General features: G+C 33.1%; 14 protein-coding genes and 1 pseudogene. 4 read left to right on the plus strand and 11 right to left on the minus strand.

Features of this window, described 5'->3' with window-relative positions:
* Nucleotides 1-336 precede the first annotated feature (336 nt).
* The 10 genes and pseudogenes from X924_RS10480 to X924_RS06415 all read right to left on the minus strand — a co-directional run bounded on the left by X924_RS10480 (nt 337) and on the right by X924_RS06415 (nt 9,822).
* Nucleotides 337-888 (minus strand): hypothetical protein, encoded by a 552-nt coding sequence (locus X924_RS10480; protein ID WP_121958100.1) that lies wholly within the window; start codon nt 886-888, stop codon nt 337-339.
* 104 nt (nt 889-992) lie between these two features.
* Nucleotides 993-2,249, minus strand: coding sequence for a hypothetical protein (locus tag X924_RS06370; RefSeq protein WP_158245336.1), 1,257 nt, complete (start codon nt 2,247-2,249; stop codon nt 993-995).
* A 46-nt stretch (nt 2,250-2,295) separates the two neighbouring features.
* Complete coding sequence (locus X924_RS06375) at nt 2,296-3,723, minus strand: McrB family protein (RefSeq protein WP_121958102.1); 1,428 nt, start codon at nt 3,721-3,723, stop codon at nt 2,296-2,298.
* 442 nt (nt 3,724-4,165) lie between these two features.
* On the minus strand, nt 4,166-4,369 hold the full coding sequence (locus tag X924_RS06380) for a hypothetical protein (RefSeq protein ID WP_121958103.1): 204 nt from the start codon (nt 4,367-4,369) through the stop codon (nt 4,166-4,168).
* A 6-nt stretch (nt 4,370-4,375) separates the two neighbouring features.
* Nucleotides 4,376-5,098, minus strand: coding sequence for a hypothetical protein (locus X924_RS06385; RefSeq protein ID WP_121958104.1), 723 nt, complete (start codon nt 5,096-5,098; stop codon nt 4,376-4,378).
* Entirely contained in the window at nt 5,095-6,141 is a 1,047-nt protein-coding gene (locus X924_RS06390; RefSeq protein WP_121958105.1) for a hypothetical protein, read from the minus strand. Before X924_RS06390 ends, X924_RS06385 begins: the two co-directional genes overlap by 4 nt.
* Nucleotides 6,142-6,213: 72 nt before the next feature.
* The gene (locus X924_RS06395; protein ID WP_121958106.1) at nt 6,214-6,486 is read right to left on the minus strand and encodes a hypothetical protein; all 273 of its coding nucleotides are present in this window, start codon (nt 6,484-6,486) and stop codon (nt 6,214-6,216) included.
* Nucleotides 6,487-6,579: 93 nt separating this feature from the next.
* On the minus strand, nt 6,580-7,071 hold the full coding sequence (locus X924_RS06400) for a DEAD/DEAH box helicase family protein (protein ID WP_121958107.1): 492 nt from the start codon (nt 7,069-7,071) through the stop codon (nt 6,580-6,582).
* Nucleotides 7,072-7,363: 292 nt separating this feature from the next.
* A pseudogene (locus tag X924_RS10320) lies at nt 7,364-7,828 on the minus strand (plasmid pRiA4b ORF-3 family protein).
* 401 nt (nt 7,829-8,229) lie between these two features.
* Nucleotides 8,230-9,822, minus strand: a complete 1,593-nt coding sequence (locus X924_RS06415; protein WP_121958110.1) for a dynamin family protein — start codon at nt 9,820-9,822, stop codon at nt 8,230-8,232.
* 646 nt (nt 9,823-10,468) lie between these two features.
* Here X924_RS06415 and X924_RS06420 point away from each other — a divergent pair.
* The 4 genes from X924_RS06420 to X924_RS06435 all read left to right on the plus strand — a co-directional run bounded on the left by X924_RS06420 (nt 10,469) and on the right by X924_RS06435 (nt 13,886).
* Nucleotides 10,469-11,449 carry a Kiwa anti-phage protein KwaB-like domain-containing protein gene (locus X924_RS06420; protein WP_158245337.1) on the plus strand — a complete coding sequence of 327 codons (981 nt, stop codon included), beginning with the start codon at nt 10,469-10,471 and terminating at the stop codon, nt 11,447-11,449.
* Between the two features lie 212 nt (nt 11,450-11,661).
* The gene (locus tag X924_RS06425; protein WP_121958112.1) at nt 11,662-12,186 is read left to right on the plus strand and encodes a hypothetical protein; all 525 of its coding nucleotides are present in this window, start codon (nt 11,662-11,664) and stop codon (nt 12,184-12,186) included.
* An 89-nt stretch (nt 12,187-12,275) separates the two neighbouring features.
* Nucleotides 12,276-12,524 carry a ribbon-helix-helix domain-containing protein gene (locus X924_RS06430; protein WP_121958113.1) on the plus strand — a complete coding sequence of 83 codons (249 nt, stop codon included), beginning with the start codon at nt 12,276-12,278 and terminating at the stop codon, nt 12,522-12,524.
* 30 nt (nt 12,525-12,554) lie between these two features.
* Nucleotides 12,555-13,886, plus strand: coding sequence for an alkaline phosphatase family protein (locus tag X924_RS06435; protein ID WP_121958114.1), 1,332 nt, complete (start codon nt 12,555-12,557; stop codon nt 13,884-13,886).
* On the opposite strand, the gene X924_RS06440 is transcribed toward X924_RS06435, so the two are convergent.
* Nucleotides 13,875-14,621: a sulfite exporter TauE/SafE family protein gene (locus X924_RS06440; protein WP_121958115.1), complete on the minus strand. Its 747-nt coding sequence runs from the start codon at nt 14,619-14,621 to the stop codon at nt 13,875-13,877. The genes X924_RS06435 and X924_RS06440 overlap by 12 nt on opposite strands.
* Nucleotides 14,622-15,329: the final 708 nt, after the last annotated feature.

The following is a 15,329-nucleotide window of genomic DNA, read 5'->3' on the forward strand; positions in this document are numbered from 1 at the left end:
AAGGAGGTAAAACAGTTAGAGTGAAACAAAGCCAAGGGAAAGATTAAAACGCTGATAAACAAAGGAAAAACACACGATGTGATGACACTTTCAATAAAAAAAGAAAAGGCAAAATCGAATCTTTTCAAATATTCATGCCTATTTTAAGAATATTACATTCATGTAACTGTCAAAGTCAGGAGCCTGAATTTGTGTACTCACTGATAAATCAGAGACCTTGAGAACATAGCCGCCTTCTTTGGCAACCTGTTTCAATAGTAATTTTGCTTCTGAACTAACGGAAAGAGTCAAGTCAGGCTGAGAGCTCTTCTCTTCTCCGATTGCTTTTGGAACGGTTTAGCCCACTAATTTTGGACATTTTGCACTGAATTCTTTGATTCTCATACCGTTGCTAATGAATGCTCCATAAAACCCATCTGGTATCCTTTCATGTATCATGCCTAATTTTTCTACTGTTTCTTCAAATATCTTAGATACAAATTTCGGCCCAGTGCCTGTCCTTATCTTAGGTAGGTTCATATCGCTTCCAATATCTCTTTTTTCTAATGAATTCTTTAATACCCTGCAAGAGAACATCGTCAAGGCTGTGGTTAATGCCCGACGCCATTTCACTAGATGAAATGAATTCTGGCAAGACTGGAGGAACTTTAGGAGGAGCTCATCAAGAAAGCTAGTAACAAGCTGGACTACGACGCCATCGTTAACGAGATCTTCCAACTTCGGGATCAGAAAGAAAAGTCCGAGATCGACAGCCAAAGCCGTGAAGAAGCCATGAACCGGATCAAAGAACTGCAGAACTTCATTGGTCAGAAGGAAACCAACATCACGGAATTTGACGAGGCTCTGCTCAGAAGGCTCATCGAGAGAATCACTGTCTTCGCCGACCACCTTACAATGGAATTTAAGTCCAACGTGAGCGTGAATATTACAGAATAAAAAAACTTCTCACCACCGTGAATTTCCGAAGATGGAGATCTGTTTTTGTTTCCTTTTTATATAATTTCTTGAAGAGAATCAACAACTTCAGGAATCATGGCTTTTGAAATAGGTATTCCCATAAGATAGGTCACATTCTCACATTCATTAAGGCTGCTATGAGCTGTGGTTGAATAACACCTAAATTCATTGTATGGATATGCAATAATTGTCTTCTTTCTTTGCATAGTGTTGAATGAAGAATATGCTAGCACCTGGTGAAAATCCTCCTGAAACGTATTATGTAATTCTTCGGAATTACTATCCCAATTGTACATATGAGACTTGTATTTTGCATCAACGATAACTTGATTGCCTTCTTTAATCATCACTATATCGGGCTCTAAATACTTCAACGCCCATGCGGGTTTCTTTCCACTAATGCTATAGTGCGGATTATTTACGATTCTTGTTCCTCTTTTATGAGCCAATAGCGTAAAAAGATACTGTATGTATCGCTCAAAGAACCGAGAATAATCTATCCTCCACGCACATCGAATATCTGATGAATTCGCAAGAATTAGATTTGCAATATTCTTTAGTTCCTTAATAATCATTGGATCCGAAGAGTGTATAGTTATATGATCTGCCGGAATTATTGCACCTTTATCATAGCAGCGCCCGAGTCTCTTCAAATCATTAGCATAATGCATTCTCAATGAAATCGGCGTTTTTAAAGACTTTAGCTCTGAAATTGCTAAATCCAGTACATACTGAAGAACCATCCATTCGATATGATCGGTAGTCAAAAGATTGATTTTGTTAGGATATTTAAGCGCATTGGCAGGATCAAAGGAGTCTAATGAATATCGAACCCAATCAGTGTTCCGCGGTCGAGATTGCGTAAGGTTTCTATTAGAAAACTTCTGCCAATGGAAACGCTCCGCCTGTTCATAAATGTCTATATATTTTGCGCATTCGATATACTTTGGCGGAGCTACTGCCGCATCAATGCTAATAGGCATAGAATCATCAAATTCTGGCGTAAAATTTTCATCGCGAAGAAGGGGAAGGATATCATCTATTTCTTCTCCGTAGCGACCTGTAACTTTAAGATAACCGCTAACCAAGCCACTACCAGCAGAACGAATAGGAATTACCCCTGAATACTCCGAAGAAGCTAGACGCAGTGAATAGTTGAAGCTATCATCATAGTTTCCTCGTGCTTCAATACCGAGAAAATCAAACGCCTTTCTATTAAGGCTTATAAGCTTTTGGATATCTCTTTCAAATCTCCGCTTATCTCCAGACAGCAAATTTTTCAACTTATCCATCGAAAAGCCATCACTGCTTAGAACTTGAAGCGTTAAAACCGTGTTGTCACTCATATAAATCGATTCCTAATTTATCGTATACGTAGTCACTAAATTCTGATACAGCGTTCTTTAAATAGCCCTCGTCAAAATATTCCTTCATCAAAGGGACCAGTTCATATCTTAAACGTTGCCTCCATGCATCCTCGCTTTTAGCGACAAAATATGATTGTCCCGGCTGCAAATTTAGTTCTTCACTTGACGCATACCTGCTAAATATTTCAGAAAAACGATTGAATTCATCAGTTAAAAACAAATTATCTCCCTGGACTTCAATCACATGAGGCCTCAGAGTGATCCAAGAAAAACGGCGCCTAAGCGCGAAGTCCACTACAGCCAAACTACGGTCAGCAGTATTCATGGTTGCTATTACATATAAATTCTCAGGTAGCTTGGTGATTTCCTTGTTCCCAATTTTTACCACATTCTGCCTGTGCCCCGCATTCTTTTCAAACAAATAAAATATTGGTCCAAGAACGTTTGACAGGTTGGCTCTATTAATTTCATCAATGATCAATAAAGTTGCTTTGCCTGATTCATGTGCATACTCAATAGCGTCCCACAGAATTCCGTAATGCTCTTCATATGATAAATTATCTCCTGTTGTCTTGGGTTTAATTCCATATACAAAATCAGAATACGCCGTTTCAGCATGAAATTGTTCAAAATAAGTCTTTCCTGTCTCACCGCTGAAATGCAGCTCACCGATCTTGTTCGCGGTCCATGTTTTTCCTGTTCCAGGGGCTCCTTGGAGAACTATGAACCTTTCATTTAAAAGTTGCTGATAGATGGCAGCCTCTGTATAATCATCTAAATCCTTAATTGCCGGAAGATATTTATTTATTTCGTCTCTCTGCTTTTTGTTATTTCCAACATTCCTGAAAGTGGCATAGGTAGCTAACCATTGCCAGACAATTTCAAGTGCCTCTTCTTCTGCACCATTCTGTATTTCAACAATCTGACAAGCAGAAAGTACTGTTTGATATTTACCTATAACTTCGCGCAAATCATCAACATCCTCTAAATGATTTATGACGGCTGAAGAAGTCTCAATATCAGAGAAATCCACCTTAAAAAATTGTTTGCCAGCATATTTCCTATCACGAAGCCTGGAAAAAAGTCTTCTCAGCCAAGGCAGAGTTGCTACAGTGTAATCCTTATTAAATCCAAGAGAGCCAACAGCAAGGGCGATAACAAAGTGAGTACATTCCGCATTCGGAAAAATAACTAAACTAAAATCACTGTATGCGCCGGTCGACTCTTCATTAGCATTAACCAATCCAAAATAAGCACCCTTCCTGAAATCTTCTTCTTTTTCTGGATGGATGTTTTTGCGCCATACCGCATTCTTCACCTTCCTAGGTTGAGAATCGAAGCAAAAGCCCATGTCCTCGCTTTTTTGTTTTACACTTCTTATGAAGTTTTCTAATCTCATAATTGAAAAAGCCCCCTTTATTTGCCTAAATATATTTTTTGCCCGTGCTCTGCGCTAATATAACTTCCCAGCCTTGACATCCATCCTTGACACTCAACACCCGAAAAACATTTATCTTAGCGCCTCAACCCTTGACATCTATCCTTGCTACTCAACCCCATCACATTTTCTGTCTTTTCTGAAAAATGCTACCAACGTTGATACGTTCCCACGGACAAGTCCGAAAATCTGATGCCTACTTAATCCCGATTACCGAAACGTCTATAAATCAAGGGATTCCGGGCTCATTTTTCCTCAACCCTTGACATTAATACTACCGTCTCAACGTGGCGCGAGTTGATGGAATTGATGTCTGTGGGCTATTTTAGAAACCATCTGTATGTGGGAACATGTCAATAGCTTTTTGGCTAATTTTTGAAAAACCGCCGTTCAAGGAAGCATATCAACTATGATTTTTTTGATTTCCCCATATTTCAAAGTCAGCCAATCCTGCTGTAATTCTCTTATACGTAGGAATTGCTAATTCATAAACATTATTGTTACTTAGCTTTTTATTAGATACTTTATCAATATCAAAACCTGGTTGAGCAACAATTATTTTGCACTTCCATTGATTTACTTTAAAAGTTGCTGCAATTTCATCCAATAACTGCTAAGATCCAAATATTATTTTTGATTCACCATGAAGTCTTTCCTTAATACGCTCAAACATTAATTCCGAATATACCCAGTGAATACTTCTCATTGCTTGAGTAAATACAATATCACAGTCACTTTTTCGGCAACCCGGCTTGTCTGATTTAGATGGTTTACAATGAATAAAGTGAATAATATGGTTTGAGCCTTGTATCCATATCAAGTCAGATATTTCATGCGCACCATCATCAAGAATAAGAATATCAGACTGTTTATCAAAGTCGGCTTCTATAAATTTTATTGTTTTATTAATTACAGGTAGTTCTTTGGGATTCGGCTTTCTCTTATACGCTTCTGATTGAATGTTACAATTGCTCCAATCTTTCTTTATCCAAACTTCATCGGGTATATCCTCAATAGAGCTATTATGAATAATCTTTGTTCGTCCTTCAATTATGTAACCTTTTGGCATAATTAAAGTTGATGGGAAGGTGTTTATGATCTTCTCTAAATCTGCTGTAATAACATCATTTGCACTCTTGAACAATCTTATAGTTATTGCCTTATTTGAAATAACAGTCCACAATAACGTATTATTAAAGTTCATAATCATTTGGCATGAGAATGATTCCAGTGTTAAAACGCAAGTTAAAATGCCGCTAGTAGAATCAAATGATCGAACCTTAATATTGGGTACAACATTCGGATACGTTTTTCCACCTTCTATACTAATTATCAAAACTCCGTTCTATAAAACACATTAGCTTGAAGTATTGCTATTGGTGCTTCCTCAAGTTTATTAATTGGAGATGCGCTTGCAAGAAAAGATAAGCCCGGTAATGTAGAACAGTCGATATTCGAATCTAGTAAATCAGCTAAATTATCACACCAAATTTTATATTCATCGATGGTACCTCGCTTCATAGGCCAAACTTTGCTTCTCTTAGTTGCAATACCCCAAGTCTTCTTTTCTCCCATATTCATGAGAGCATGTCCAACTCCAAAAATCCTCCCCTCAGAATTCCGGATAGTATCTTGAACGCTATTTCCAATAAATGTTTTATAGGAAGGGTGTGCGGTACCCGGCATAACTGCATTCTTCATTCCAACCATAATATAATTTTGGTGATCAAATTCAGATAGTGCTTTATACAACTTTGAATATGAAATCCTACTCATACTTCCTATATATGGGCTCTCAGTAAAAGAATCAAGCGCTTCTTCACTGGAAGTCAACTCAAACAAAAGATTCTTTTCAGGAATGTGGTACAGAATATGAACATCTAGATAGTTCTCAATATAAATTTCTCTATTTGCCCACTCAATAGGTTTATCAATTACTGTAATCACTACTAGCGGACTATTGATGTCTTTTTGTGATACATATGAAACCCTATATGGAGATGCACTTTTGACTTTGAAGTCCGTATTAAATGAAAAGTCGTCGGAAACATCATAAATAAGAGCGCTAAAATAAATATTTAAGTCTGGTAAGATAAAATCTGGTTCATCGATTAAGGCAGAGCGATAATATTGTGCTCTCTTCATGCTCTCATCAATTAGTTGTGGTACAAGCTTAGCCCAAGTCCCATCAGAGTTATATAAACGGCTAACCTCTCCTTTAACCTCATCTTTATTGGCAATTAAAATAGCATTTCCACTTTGTTCTAATGGTTGGCGTGAGATTCTACCCAAAAATTGGATGGTATAAGGAATAGATTTCGGTGTTGCATGTAATACTGCGATTTTTAACAAAGGTATATCTAATCCTTCGCTGGCCATTCCAACACTTATTAATCCATCAAGTTTACCCTCCTTAACTTCATTAACAACACGTACATTATCACGATCTTCTCAATCCGAATGTACAATATCAACATTTAAACCTGAAGATTTATAGCGTTCGAGCAAGTACTCTGCATGATGAATTCTATCTGTTCTTATCATTATGGAAACTGGATTATATTTTTTTTGCTCAATGAATGTTTTCTTTGCAGCTTCTATTAATATTGAATCGCTTTCATATGTATCCAACCCAGCTTTAACCCCTAAAAAATCAACTGGCCTTAAGATACCACCATCAAAAGCTTGTTTAAGCGAATAATGATAAATCAATTTTGCTTCCATCGCTTTTCTATCTCGCCGAAATGGTGTAGCCGTTAAAAAAATTCTCTTTACATTATTATAATATGAGTTAATTGCTTTCCAAGTAGGAACTGCTTAATGGTGTGCTTCATCCATAAAAATAGCATCTATAAGTTCAGCTGAGATAGGAAACACTTTTTTATAATATGGGGATATACTATTAGGGTGTGCAACAATAACATCGTGTTCTTGAAAAATTTCCGCCCACTTATCTGTTGACTGAATATGCTTAACCTCAAATACTTTTACTTTCGGGAAATCTTCTGACAGGCATCCAATACGCTTTAAAATTTCTAAATTATAAAATTGTTCACTAATTTGTGTTCTTAATACTTTTGAAGGTTCTATAATTAGAATCTTCTTAAGATTCAACTCAAAACACGCCGCCATCATTATTGCACTTTTACCTGACCCAGTTGGTAAGCTAATAAGAGCTGCTACTTCAGGTGTATTTAAAATGAAATAACTTTTCAGAGCCCAAATAGCACCTAATTGGCATTTTCTTAAACCGCTTCCCGTTCTAGGCTCAAGAATAAATCTTTCTTTATATTCGCTAAAGACAGACATGCTCCCCCTCCAAACCAAATTTATATTTTGCTTACCCACCTAAATTCACTTACTGATATATTTCATCTGCTAATCCTTACTAAACTTATCTATCAAAGCAAAGATATAAGCTGTATTTCTTGATTTTCTACTGACCTCATGTCTAACGCCCTTTCTCCATTAGCCCAGCGATCATAATATGAATGTACAAATAAAAAATTTTTTTTTGATTGATGTTAGTATATTATAGTGGACAAAGAAAAAGGGGTGATTATGTTGGAAACCACAATGAAAAAAATGGCCAAAATAAAGATTAAGGTTCAAATACCTGGTTAAATCTTTCTGTTGGGTCAGAAAAATGGACTTTTTCTTTGTCGAAAAATTCAGGATTATAATCTTTTCCAACCCATTTTATAATTTCTTTATATTCTTCATTTTTAGGGTTTTGTAATATTTCTAACATTCTTAAATAAGCAGTTACTCCACCACAATCTTCTGGAAGGCAGGCCCTTTTTCCCTCTATACAAATAGGATAGTCTTTATTTTTCTCAGCAGAATGAATTTCTCGTAAAGTGATTTGATGAACTCATTCATCGCCAAAATCATAAATATATATCGCGTTTTTATTATTAGGCGTAAAAAACTGTGAAATTTTCATAAGAAACTCAGAAATTAAATTTTCATCATAATCTTCTAAAGATATGCCCAATTTCACTTCTGTTTTAAAAGCAGGTTCCTTCATGAAAAAAGTATGAAGATGATAATCACTCCATCCCATTGCATCCTGTATTGCTACATGAAAATCCAAAAAGTGTAATATTCAGGGACTTCAATTATTCTATATATTGGTGGTTTTATATTTTTCAGTTGAATTTTGAGCTAATAAGCATACTTAAACCTTTTTGCTGCCACATTTCTCCACCTCTATAATAATATTATTTTTGTATGGAAAACAACTTTTTCAAGATAAAATATAACATACTTTAGGTTCATTACCAAACTTCCTGTAAGTGCTATTCTTTATTACGGTTCTTTTTTCTTATCTTGAGAGTATATTACAATTCCCGGCTTATGGTTTGAATTTGAAAAACAGTAAATACTGACTGGTTCCCCTTTATTTGAGAATAAATAAGAAGGTTTTGTTTTTAACAAAAATACGTTGATCTCATTCCTTTAGTTTTATTTTACATTCTTTTTTCCTCCAATTCCTACAAAGGATGCTTGCTCGATATTTTCTAATTGTTTTACATAACTTTCAAAGGTTCTTTTTATTTTTTGGTATTTTTCTAAATTATCTATTTTATTTTGAATATTATCTTGATTTTCAAGCATTTTTGTTTTAGTTTTATTGTCAATATTTCTTATAAAGTTAGTGATTAAGACATCTAACATACTACTTAATTCTTTTTCTTGAAGTGAAATCCCTTCTTCTATAGCTTTTGTTATGGATCTTGTTATGTATATTCTATTAAACAAGGTCTTGTTTTTAAATTTTATAGATTTAAAAGTATCTTCTATAACTTTATCTAATTCTCTTTGAATATCTTGCTTAAAATCTTCGAAATATTTTTCTATGTCTGTTTGTAATTGTATTTTTAAATAAGGTTCATCCTTTACTTTTTGAGCGAGTTCTTCTTTAGAAAACAACTTTTCAATTCTACTACTATAATCTTTTAAAATATAGTTTAAATTTTTGTTTAGTGTATCTTTAATCATCTCATTTATGTCTTTTTTGAATTGAGTTAGCTCATCTTTAATTAAATCCTTCACTTTACTTTGAGTTTTATATAAACTTATAATTTTATTTTTCAACAACCCCAATTTTTTTGAATGATAATTTATAATTGGATCACCTATCGATCTTTCAATATTTTCTTTTAACAATTTATAGTTATCTTTTAAGAATATATCAATTGCTTCAAAATATTTTCGATAAGCTTCTATCGTATTTATTTCTTTTTCTAAGATATTTTCATTGTTGGTTATAGAATCACGAATTTTATTTATTATCGTTTTTAACTTCATACTCTTCTTTTCATCGCTTCCGATTTCTTTAAAGATATATTCTCTAACTTCTTTAAAACCGCTTCCTTCTTGAGATTCCATTTCTAAAGCTGCAGATGTTACAAAAATCTTGGGATCTTTTATGCCAATTTCATTACATTTAGCAATTAATTCTTTTTTTGAGGTTTCAATTTCTTCTTCTTTTGCTCTATCTTTTTGTTGTAAAATGAAGATAATGTCTTTTTTGAATTGATATACAATTTTTTTGATCAATTCCCAATCACTTTTTGTATATATATTTTTTGCTTCGAAGATAAACATGACTAAATTGCAGTTTTCTAAGAAGTCATACGTAATTTTTTCGTGTTTCTCCATAATAGAATCTGTTCCAGGAGTATCTATTATTTCTATTCCTTCTAAAGATTCAATATCTTTATATACTATTACAACATTGTTTTCTATTTCTGGTTCTTTATTGCCTTTTCTCGCTATTGTTATTTTGGAGGTTTCTACTGCAGCACCTGACTTAAAAATTTCTTCTTCACCTTTTTTAACACCAAGTAAGGCATTCAAAAAGCTACTTTTACCAGATTTTACTTTTCCAATTGCAACAAAATTAAAAGGAGTTTCAAACTCTTTTTTTATCTCAGCTATTTTTTCACTATCCAAAATATGGTTTTGATAAACTAAATTAAGATACTCATTTAATATCTTATTTAGCTGGGTTTCTTCTTTTTTGAATTTATTACTTACTAACGGAGTTTTCATTTTGCACCCCCCATTTATTGTTGTTTCAATACCCACTTTAGAAATTCTAAAATCCTTATTATATGTATGTTTTAGCGCTGATTTTTTTACAAAATACCTCTCTGCTTCTAATCCTCACTAATTCTTAATTTCTTTAACTTCTTTGCTACGTGTAGCTACGGAGAGAGAGGAGGGCTCCGCCCTGAACCCGTTATAAATTCAAAAGCTTATTTTTAGAAATGCTCCGTTTCTAAAGTTCCTATCTAATCTTCACTAATTCTTAATTTCTTTAACTTTTTCGCTACGTGTAGCGAAAAAGAGGGAGAGGGCTCCGCCCTGGACCCACTTTAAATTCAAATGCTTATTTTCTGAAAAATTATCATTTCTAAAATACCTATTATACCATAATAGTAAAGGTTTTGATTTTGAAAGTAAAATTCGTCTTCATTTAAGGGGTAGATGCGACCTAAATTTCAGTTCGACACTTGGAGACGTGTGTATAGTGTGGTTTCTAATTATGGTGATTACATTGAAAAATCTATTATGGTATAATTTATGTATCTTATATGGTAAATATGTTCCTTCGAAAATGGGCAAGATTATTTTTGATGCAATATTTACAAAGAGACATTTTTATAAGGTTTTAGAGTAAATGGAGGAAATAAATATGAGCAGCAACAAATTTGAAAGGTTAACTTTTAAAAAAGATGTCCTTGAAGAATTATATAATTTGATTTCGAGCTCAGAGATGTCACAGCCTCCAGAAACTTTCTTGAACGAAAATGGAAGTTTATATTATTTAAAAGCAAGTCAAGACCCGTTTTTTCAAGAAATTCTAAAGACCTCTATTGAAGAATTTCTGAATAACATAAAAACCAAAGATTTAATCGAAGTTGAAAGGTACGATGATTCTATTTTTGATAAAAAGTTTCTATATTTAGAAAAATCGGAAATTCCTGAAATAGCTACGCTTGAAGATAAAATACTCAATAACAAGGCAAAAAGAAAGTTAAATGAATCTTTGATCAAGGAAAAAAAGAGTTTTGATTTCATAGTCAAATATTACGATGAAAAGGTAGGCATTCCTATAATTGGCTTTCAAGATTTGAATTCGCGGTATATTTTTGATCTGAAAAAGGCATTCTTTTTTGAAAGTTCTATGTTGAAAGTTTTAAAAAAAGGAGTCATTTTAAAACCTAAAGAATATTTCGATTACTTCATTATCGGTGAGATTGTGTTTGTAAGAACGTTGTACTTTTTTGAGAATAAGTTTAAGTTTTATAAAAAGTATGAAGAATCAAAAGATCTTTTTTTCAATAAACTTAAAGAAAATAACAATGTCATTGGAAAAGATATAACTTTGAAAGGCACAGATTATTTTGACAAGTATGTCTCTGAAAGGAAGACCTTTGTGAAAAAGATACACAACATTTTTAAAATAGGCAATTATCAAAATTTCGATTTTGAAAGGTTAGAAAAAGTGATAAAAGATTTCAATCTAAAAATAAATATTGATAAAAATAATAAAGAGATTATTTTAGATAAAGAAACAAATATAAAAGACTTTTTAGAGTTGCTTAATGAGCTTTATTATGTTTCAGAACTTTCAAACAAAAAAATGAAAGCAAATGAGGCAAATATAATTTAGAGAATTATAATTTGATCGTGGTCTGGTCGAACCAAGTTGATACAAGTATACTATTTGTTAAGGCCGTTATATTTTTAAAGCAGTTTTTAAATGTATGGTATAATTTAGTTGAAAGGCAGAAGAACTAAAAGAGATATTAAAGTAATTTTATTTGGAATGGAAAGGTAGAGCGTTCTTACAATGAGTATGATAAAAAATCAAAGGAGGAAATTATGAGCGTTAATTATCCGGAATTTCATAAATCAATCATAGGTACTTTAAAAGACAGTGGTTTGATTCATCATGATCATGTGCACCCGATGCTAATCCTATGGGTCAACTTTACAGAAAAATCAAAAGATGAATTTCTTAAAAAAATCAAAGAACAAGATGAAGATTTATATAATGAATTAAAAGAATATTTGGAAGGTTTTGATATCGAAGAGGAATCAATTCCAATAGATTTTCCTATGGATTTCGCAAGTGAAGAAGAGTTTGATAGCTTTTTTGATTTCATAAATGAGATTCAGAATATAGTTTATATACCTGGGTACTCAGTAGTTAGTGAAATCAGTTTATCGCAAGAGAAAGAAGATCAACAAGATGATGAAGGGTTTCCTGCCTTGTTTAGTGAAACAGAAGATAATGTGTGCTATTTAACGGTTTTTGATTGGGATTTAAATGAGCTTGAGGAATATTCTGGTGAATTTGATGCTGATGATGAAAATATTGTTGGTTTGAGATTACCCATTTTTTAGTTTTCATTGATTGTGTTTTTCCTAAAATTTTAAAGTGGGCAATTGATATGCTTTTGTTAATGAAAAAGGTAATTGGAGTGTGGTAAAGCATGTCTGATAAAGTTACATTAAAAATACCCAAACCCTTATATGACAAGCTAAAAGCGATAGTTGAAAATACAGGATATTCAAGCGTCACTGAGTTTGTTGTGTTTGTACTAAGAGATTTAGTTTCTTCTGAAGAGATTCAGAAAACAAAAAGTGACAAAGAACAAGGTAAAGAAATAGAAAATCTCACAGAAGATGAAATAAAAGTGATTAAGAAGAGGCTAAAAAATTTAGGATATATAGACGAATGACTTGTTTTAAAAGATGACAAGGAGTTTTTTATGGGCAAAAAGCTAATTATAATTGGATTAGACTGTGCTTCACCTCAATTGGTTTTTGAAGAATTTTATGAAGACTTGCCAAACTTAAAAAGGATAATGGAAAACGGAATATACAATGAAATTGAATCAACAATTCCTCCGATAACAATTCCTGCATGGATGAGTATGTTTACTGGTAAGGACCCTGGGGAACTTGGAATATATGGTTTTACAAATAGGCAAGATTATGGGTACAATTCTTTATCCTTAGTTTTTTCCAAGCGTTTAAAAGTTAAAAAGATTTGGGATAAATTCAGCGATATTGGCAAAAGAAGCATTGTAATGGGAGTACCTTTAACTTATCCTCCACAGTCAATAAATGGATGTATGATCTCGGGCTTTTTAACTCCTTCTTACAAATCTGACTATACTTACCCAAAAGCTTTAAAAAATGAGTTGAAAAATGTTGTAGGCCATTACATTTTTGATGTTGAAGAGTTTAGAACAGATAATAAGAAAAAACTCTTAAAACAAATATATCAAATGACTGATAATCATTTTGCAATAGCGAATTACTTAGCTAAAAACAAAGAATGGGACTTGTTTATAATGATCGAAATAGGTAGTGATAGGATACATCATGGTTTTTGGTCTTTACATGATAAAACACATCCTAAATATGTTTCCAGCATATACAATTCAGCTATAAAAGATTATTACATTTATTTGGACAATTGTATAGGAGATTTTTTAAGAAATATAGATGGAAACTATGATGTGATAATTGTCTCAGATCATGGCATAAAACCTATGTATGGAGGCATAGCGCTAAATGAATGGCTTATAGAAAAAGGATACTTAGTTTTGAAAGAATATCCACAAACTCCTGTGATTATAAATAGGTTGATAAAAGAAGGTAAAGTCGATTGGAGCAAAACCAAAGCATGGGGATATGGTGGTTATCATGGAAAGTTATTTTTCAATATAAAAGATAGAGAACCACAAGGAACGATCGATAAAAAAAATATATATACTTTAAAAAATCAATTAATTCAAGAATTAAAAGAAATAAAAGGTGAAAATGGGGAATCATTGAATACAAAGGTTTTTGAGCCACAAAACATATACAAAGCCGTTAACAACATTCCCCCCGATTTGATAATATATTTTGATGACCTTTACTTGAGGTGTCAAGGTACTGTTGGAAGTAAGAGCTTATATACCCATGAAAATGATGTGGGACCAGATGATGCAAACCACGCTCAAAAAGGTATTTTTATAACTAACAACAAAAATCTAAAAGTAAACAAAATAACAGATTTCTTTGATGCCGTATTAGCATTATATGGATAAAATAATCATTCTAAGGCTTACAAAAGTAATTAAACATCCCACCATTGTCATAAGGGCTTTTGTGGGTACTTTCTTAGTTACCAAAGCAGCTAATGGAGCAGCGACGCCTCCACCTATTAATAAGCCAAAAGCTGCTGTCCAATTAAAAGCAGTAAGAAAAACGGTGAAGGTAATTACTGTGGAAACAGTTACAAAAAACTCTGCGGCATTGACTGAGCCTATGGTTTTTCTTGGATTTTTCCCATCAGAAACCAACGTTGCTGTTACAACCGGTCCCCAGCCACCGCCACCTATGGCATCTAAAAAGCCACCTACAAGGCCTAAAAAAGCGAAGTGCCTTCTTTTTGTAATTTTCTCATCCGAGTGTTTATGCATATTTATGACTTTAAATAATATGCGTATCCCCATGAGAAGTAAATAAATTCCTATAAAGGGTTTTATTTTGTTTCCATCGATGTTTGAAAGAATATATGTGCCCACAACAGCTCCGATTACACCAGCAACCACAAGTTTTTTAAATAAACTCTTATCAACGTTTCCTAACTTGAAATGAGAAACTCCTGAAATTAAAGTTGTGAAGGTCTCTGCAAAATGAACCGATGCACTCGATACAGCTGGAGGAATGCCAAAAGCTAACAATAAAGAGTTAGAGAATACTCCATATGCCATTCCTAAGGCTCCATCGATTATCTGAGCAACGAAACCAACTATAATATAAATCCATATAGAATCCATTTACTATCCCTCCTGTAGTATGCTGAAGTTATTTACTTTAGAAATTCTAAAACTTAAATTTTATTTATATTCTAAGTTTAAATTTTTAAAAAAATATCTCTATAATTCTAATCCTTACTAACTATGAATTTCTTTTAACGTAATTGGTATGCTGCGGTGAAAAAAGGGATAGGGCTCTGCCCTGAATCCATTTAAATTCAAAAGCACTTTTCGATATTAATTTTCCTCGTAAAAGGGGTGTCAGGCTGAAAGTCTGATATGTATGGAATTTCCTTCGTTAGAGGTTTTGATTCATCTTTGACCTGTTTTAAATTCAAAAGTTTATTTTATTAATTAATTACCAAATTGGACAGGCATGCTTGAAGTGCAGGGTATAGTTTTATTTTTGATTTTTAAATTAAAGCGAGGTATGCAACTGCCGAATCAGACCTTATAATAAGTATCACTGTGCAAAATAAAAAACTCTTATAAGAATATTATACTCCAATTGGAGTGTTGTGTCAATTTAAAAAAATTATGAACAAGAACAAAGTCACGGGCTCAGGTTTAGAGTAGGTGCTATCAATTTGAGTATTTTCTTTTGTGTTATGTAAAGATACTATAGGGACTTTAGAAATGAAACTTTTTCAGAAAACAAGCATTTGAATTTAAAATGGGTCCAGGGCGGAGCCCTCCCTTCTCTCTTTTGCTACAAATAGCGAAGAAGTT

Origin of the sequence: Petrotoga sp. 9PWA.NaAc.5.4 (assembly GCF_002895485.1) — a bacterium.
Taxonomy (GTDB): domain Bacteria; phylum Thermotogota; class Thermotogae; order Petrotogales; family Petrotogaceae; genus AZRK01.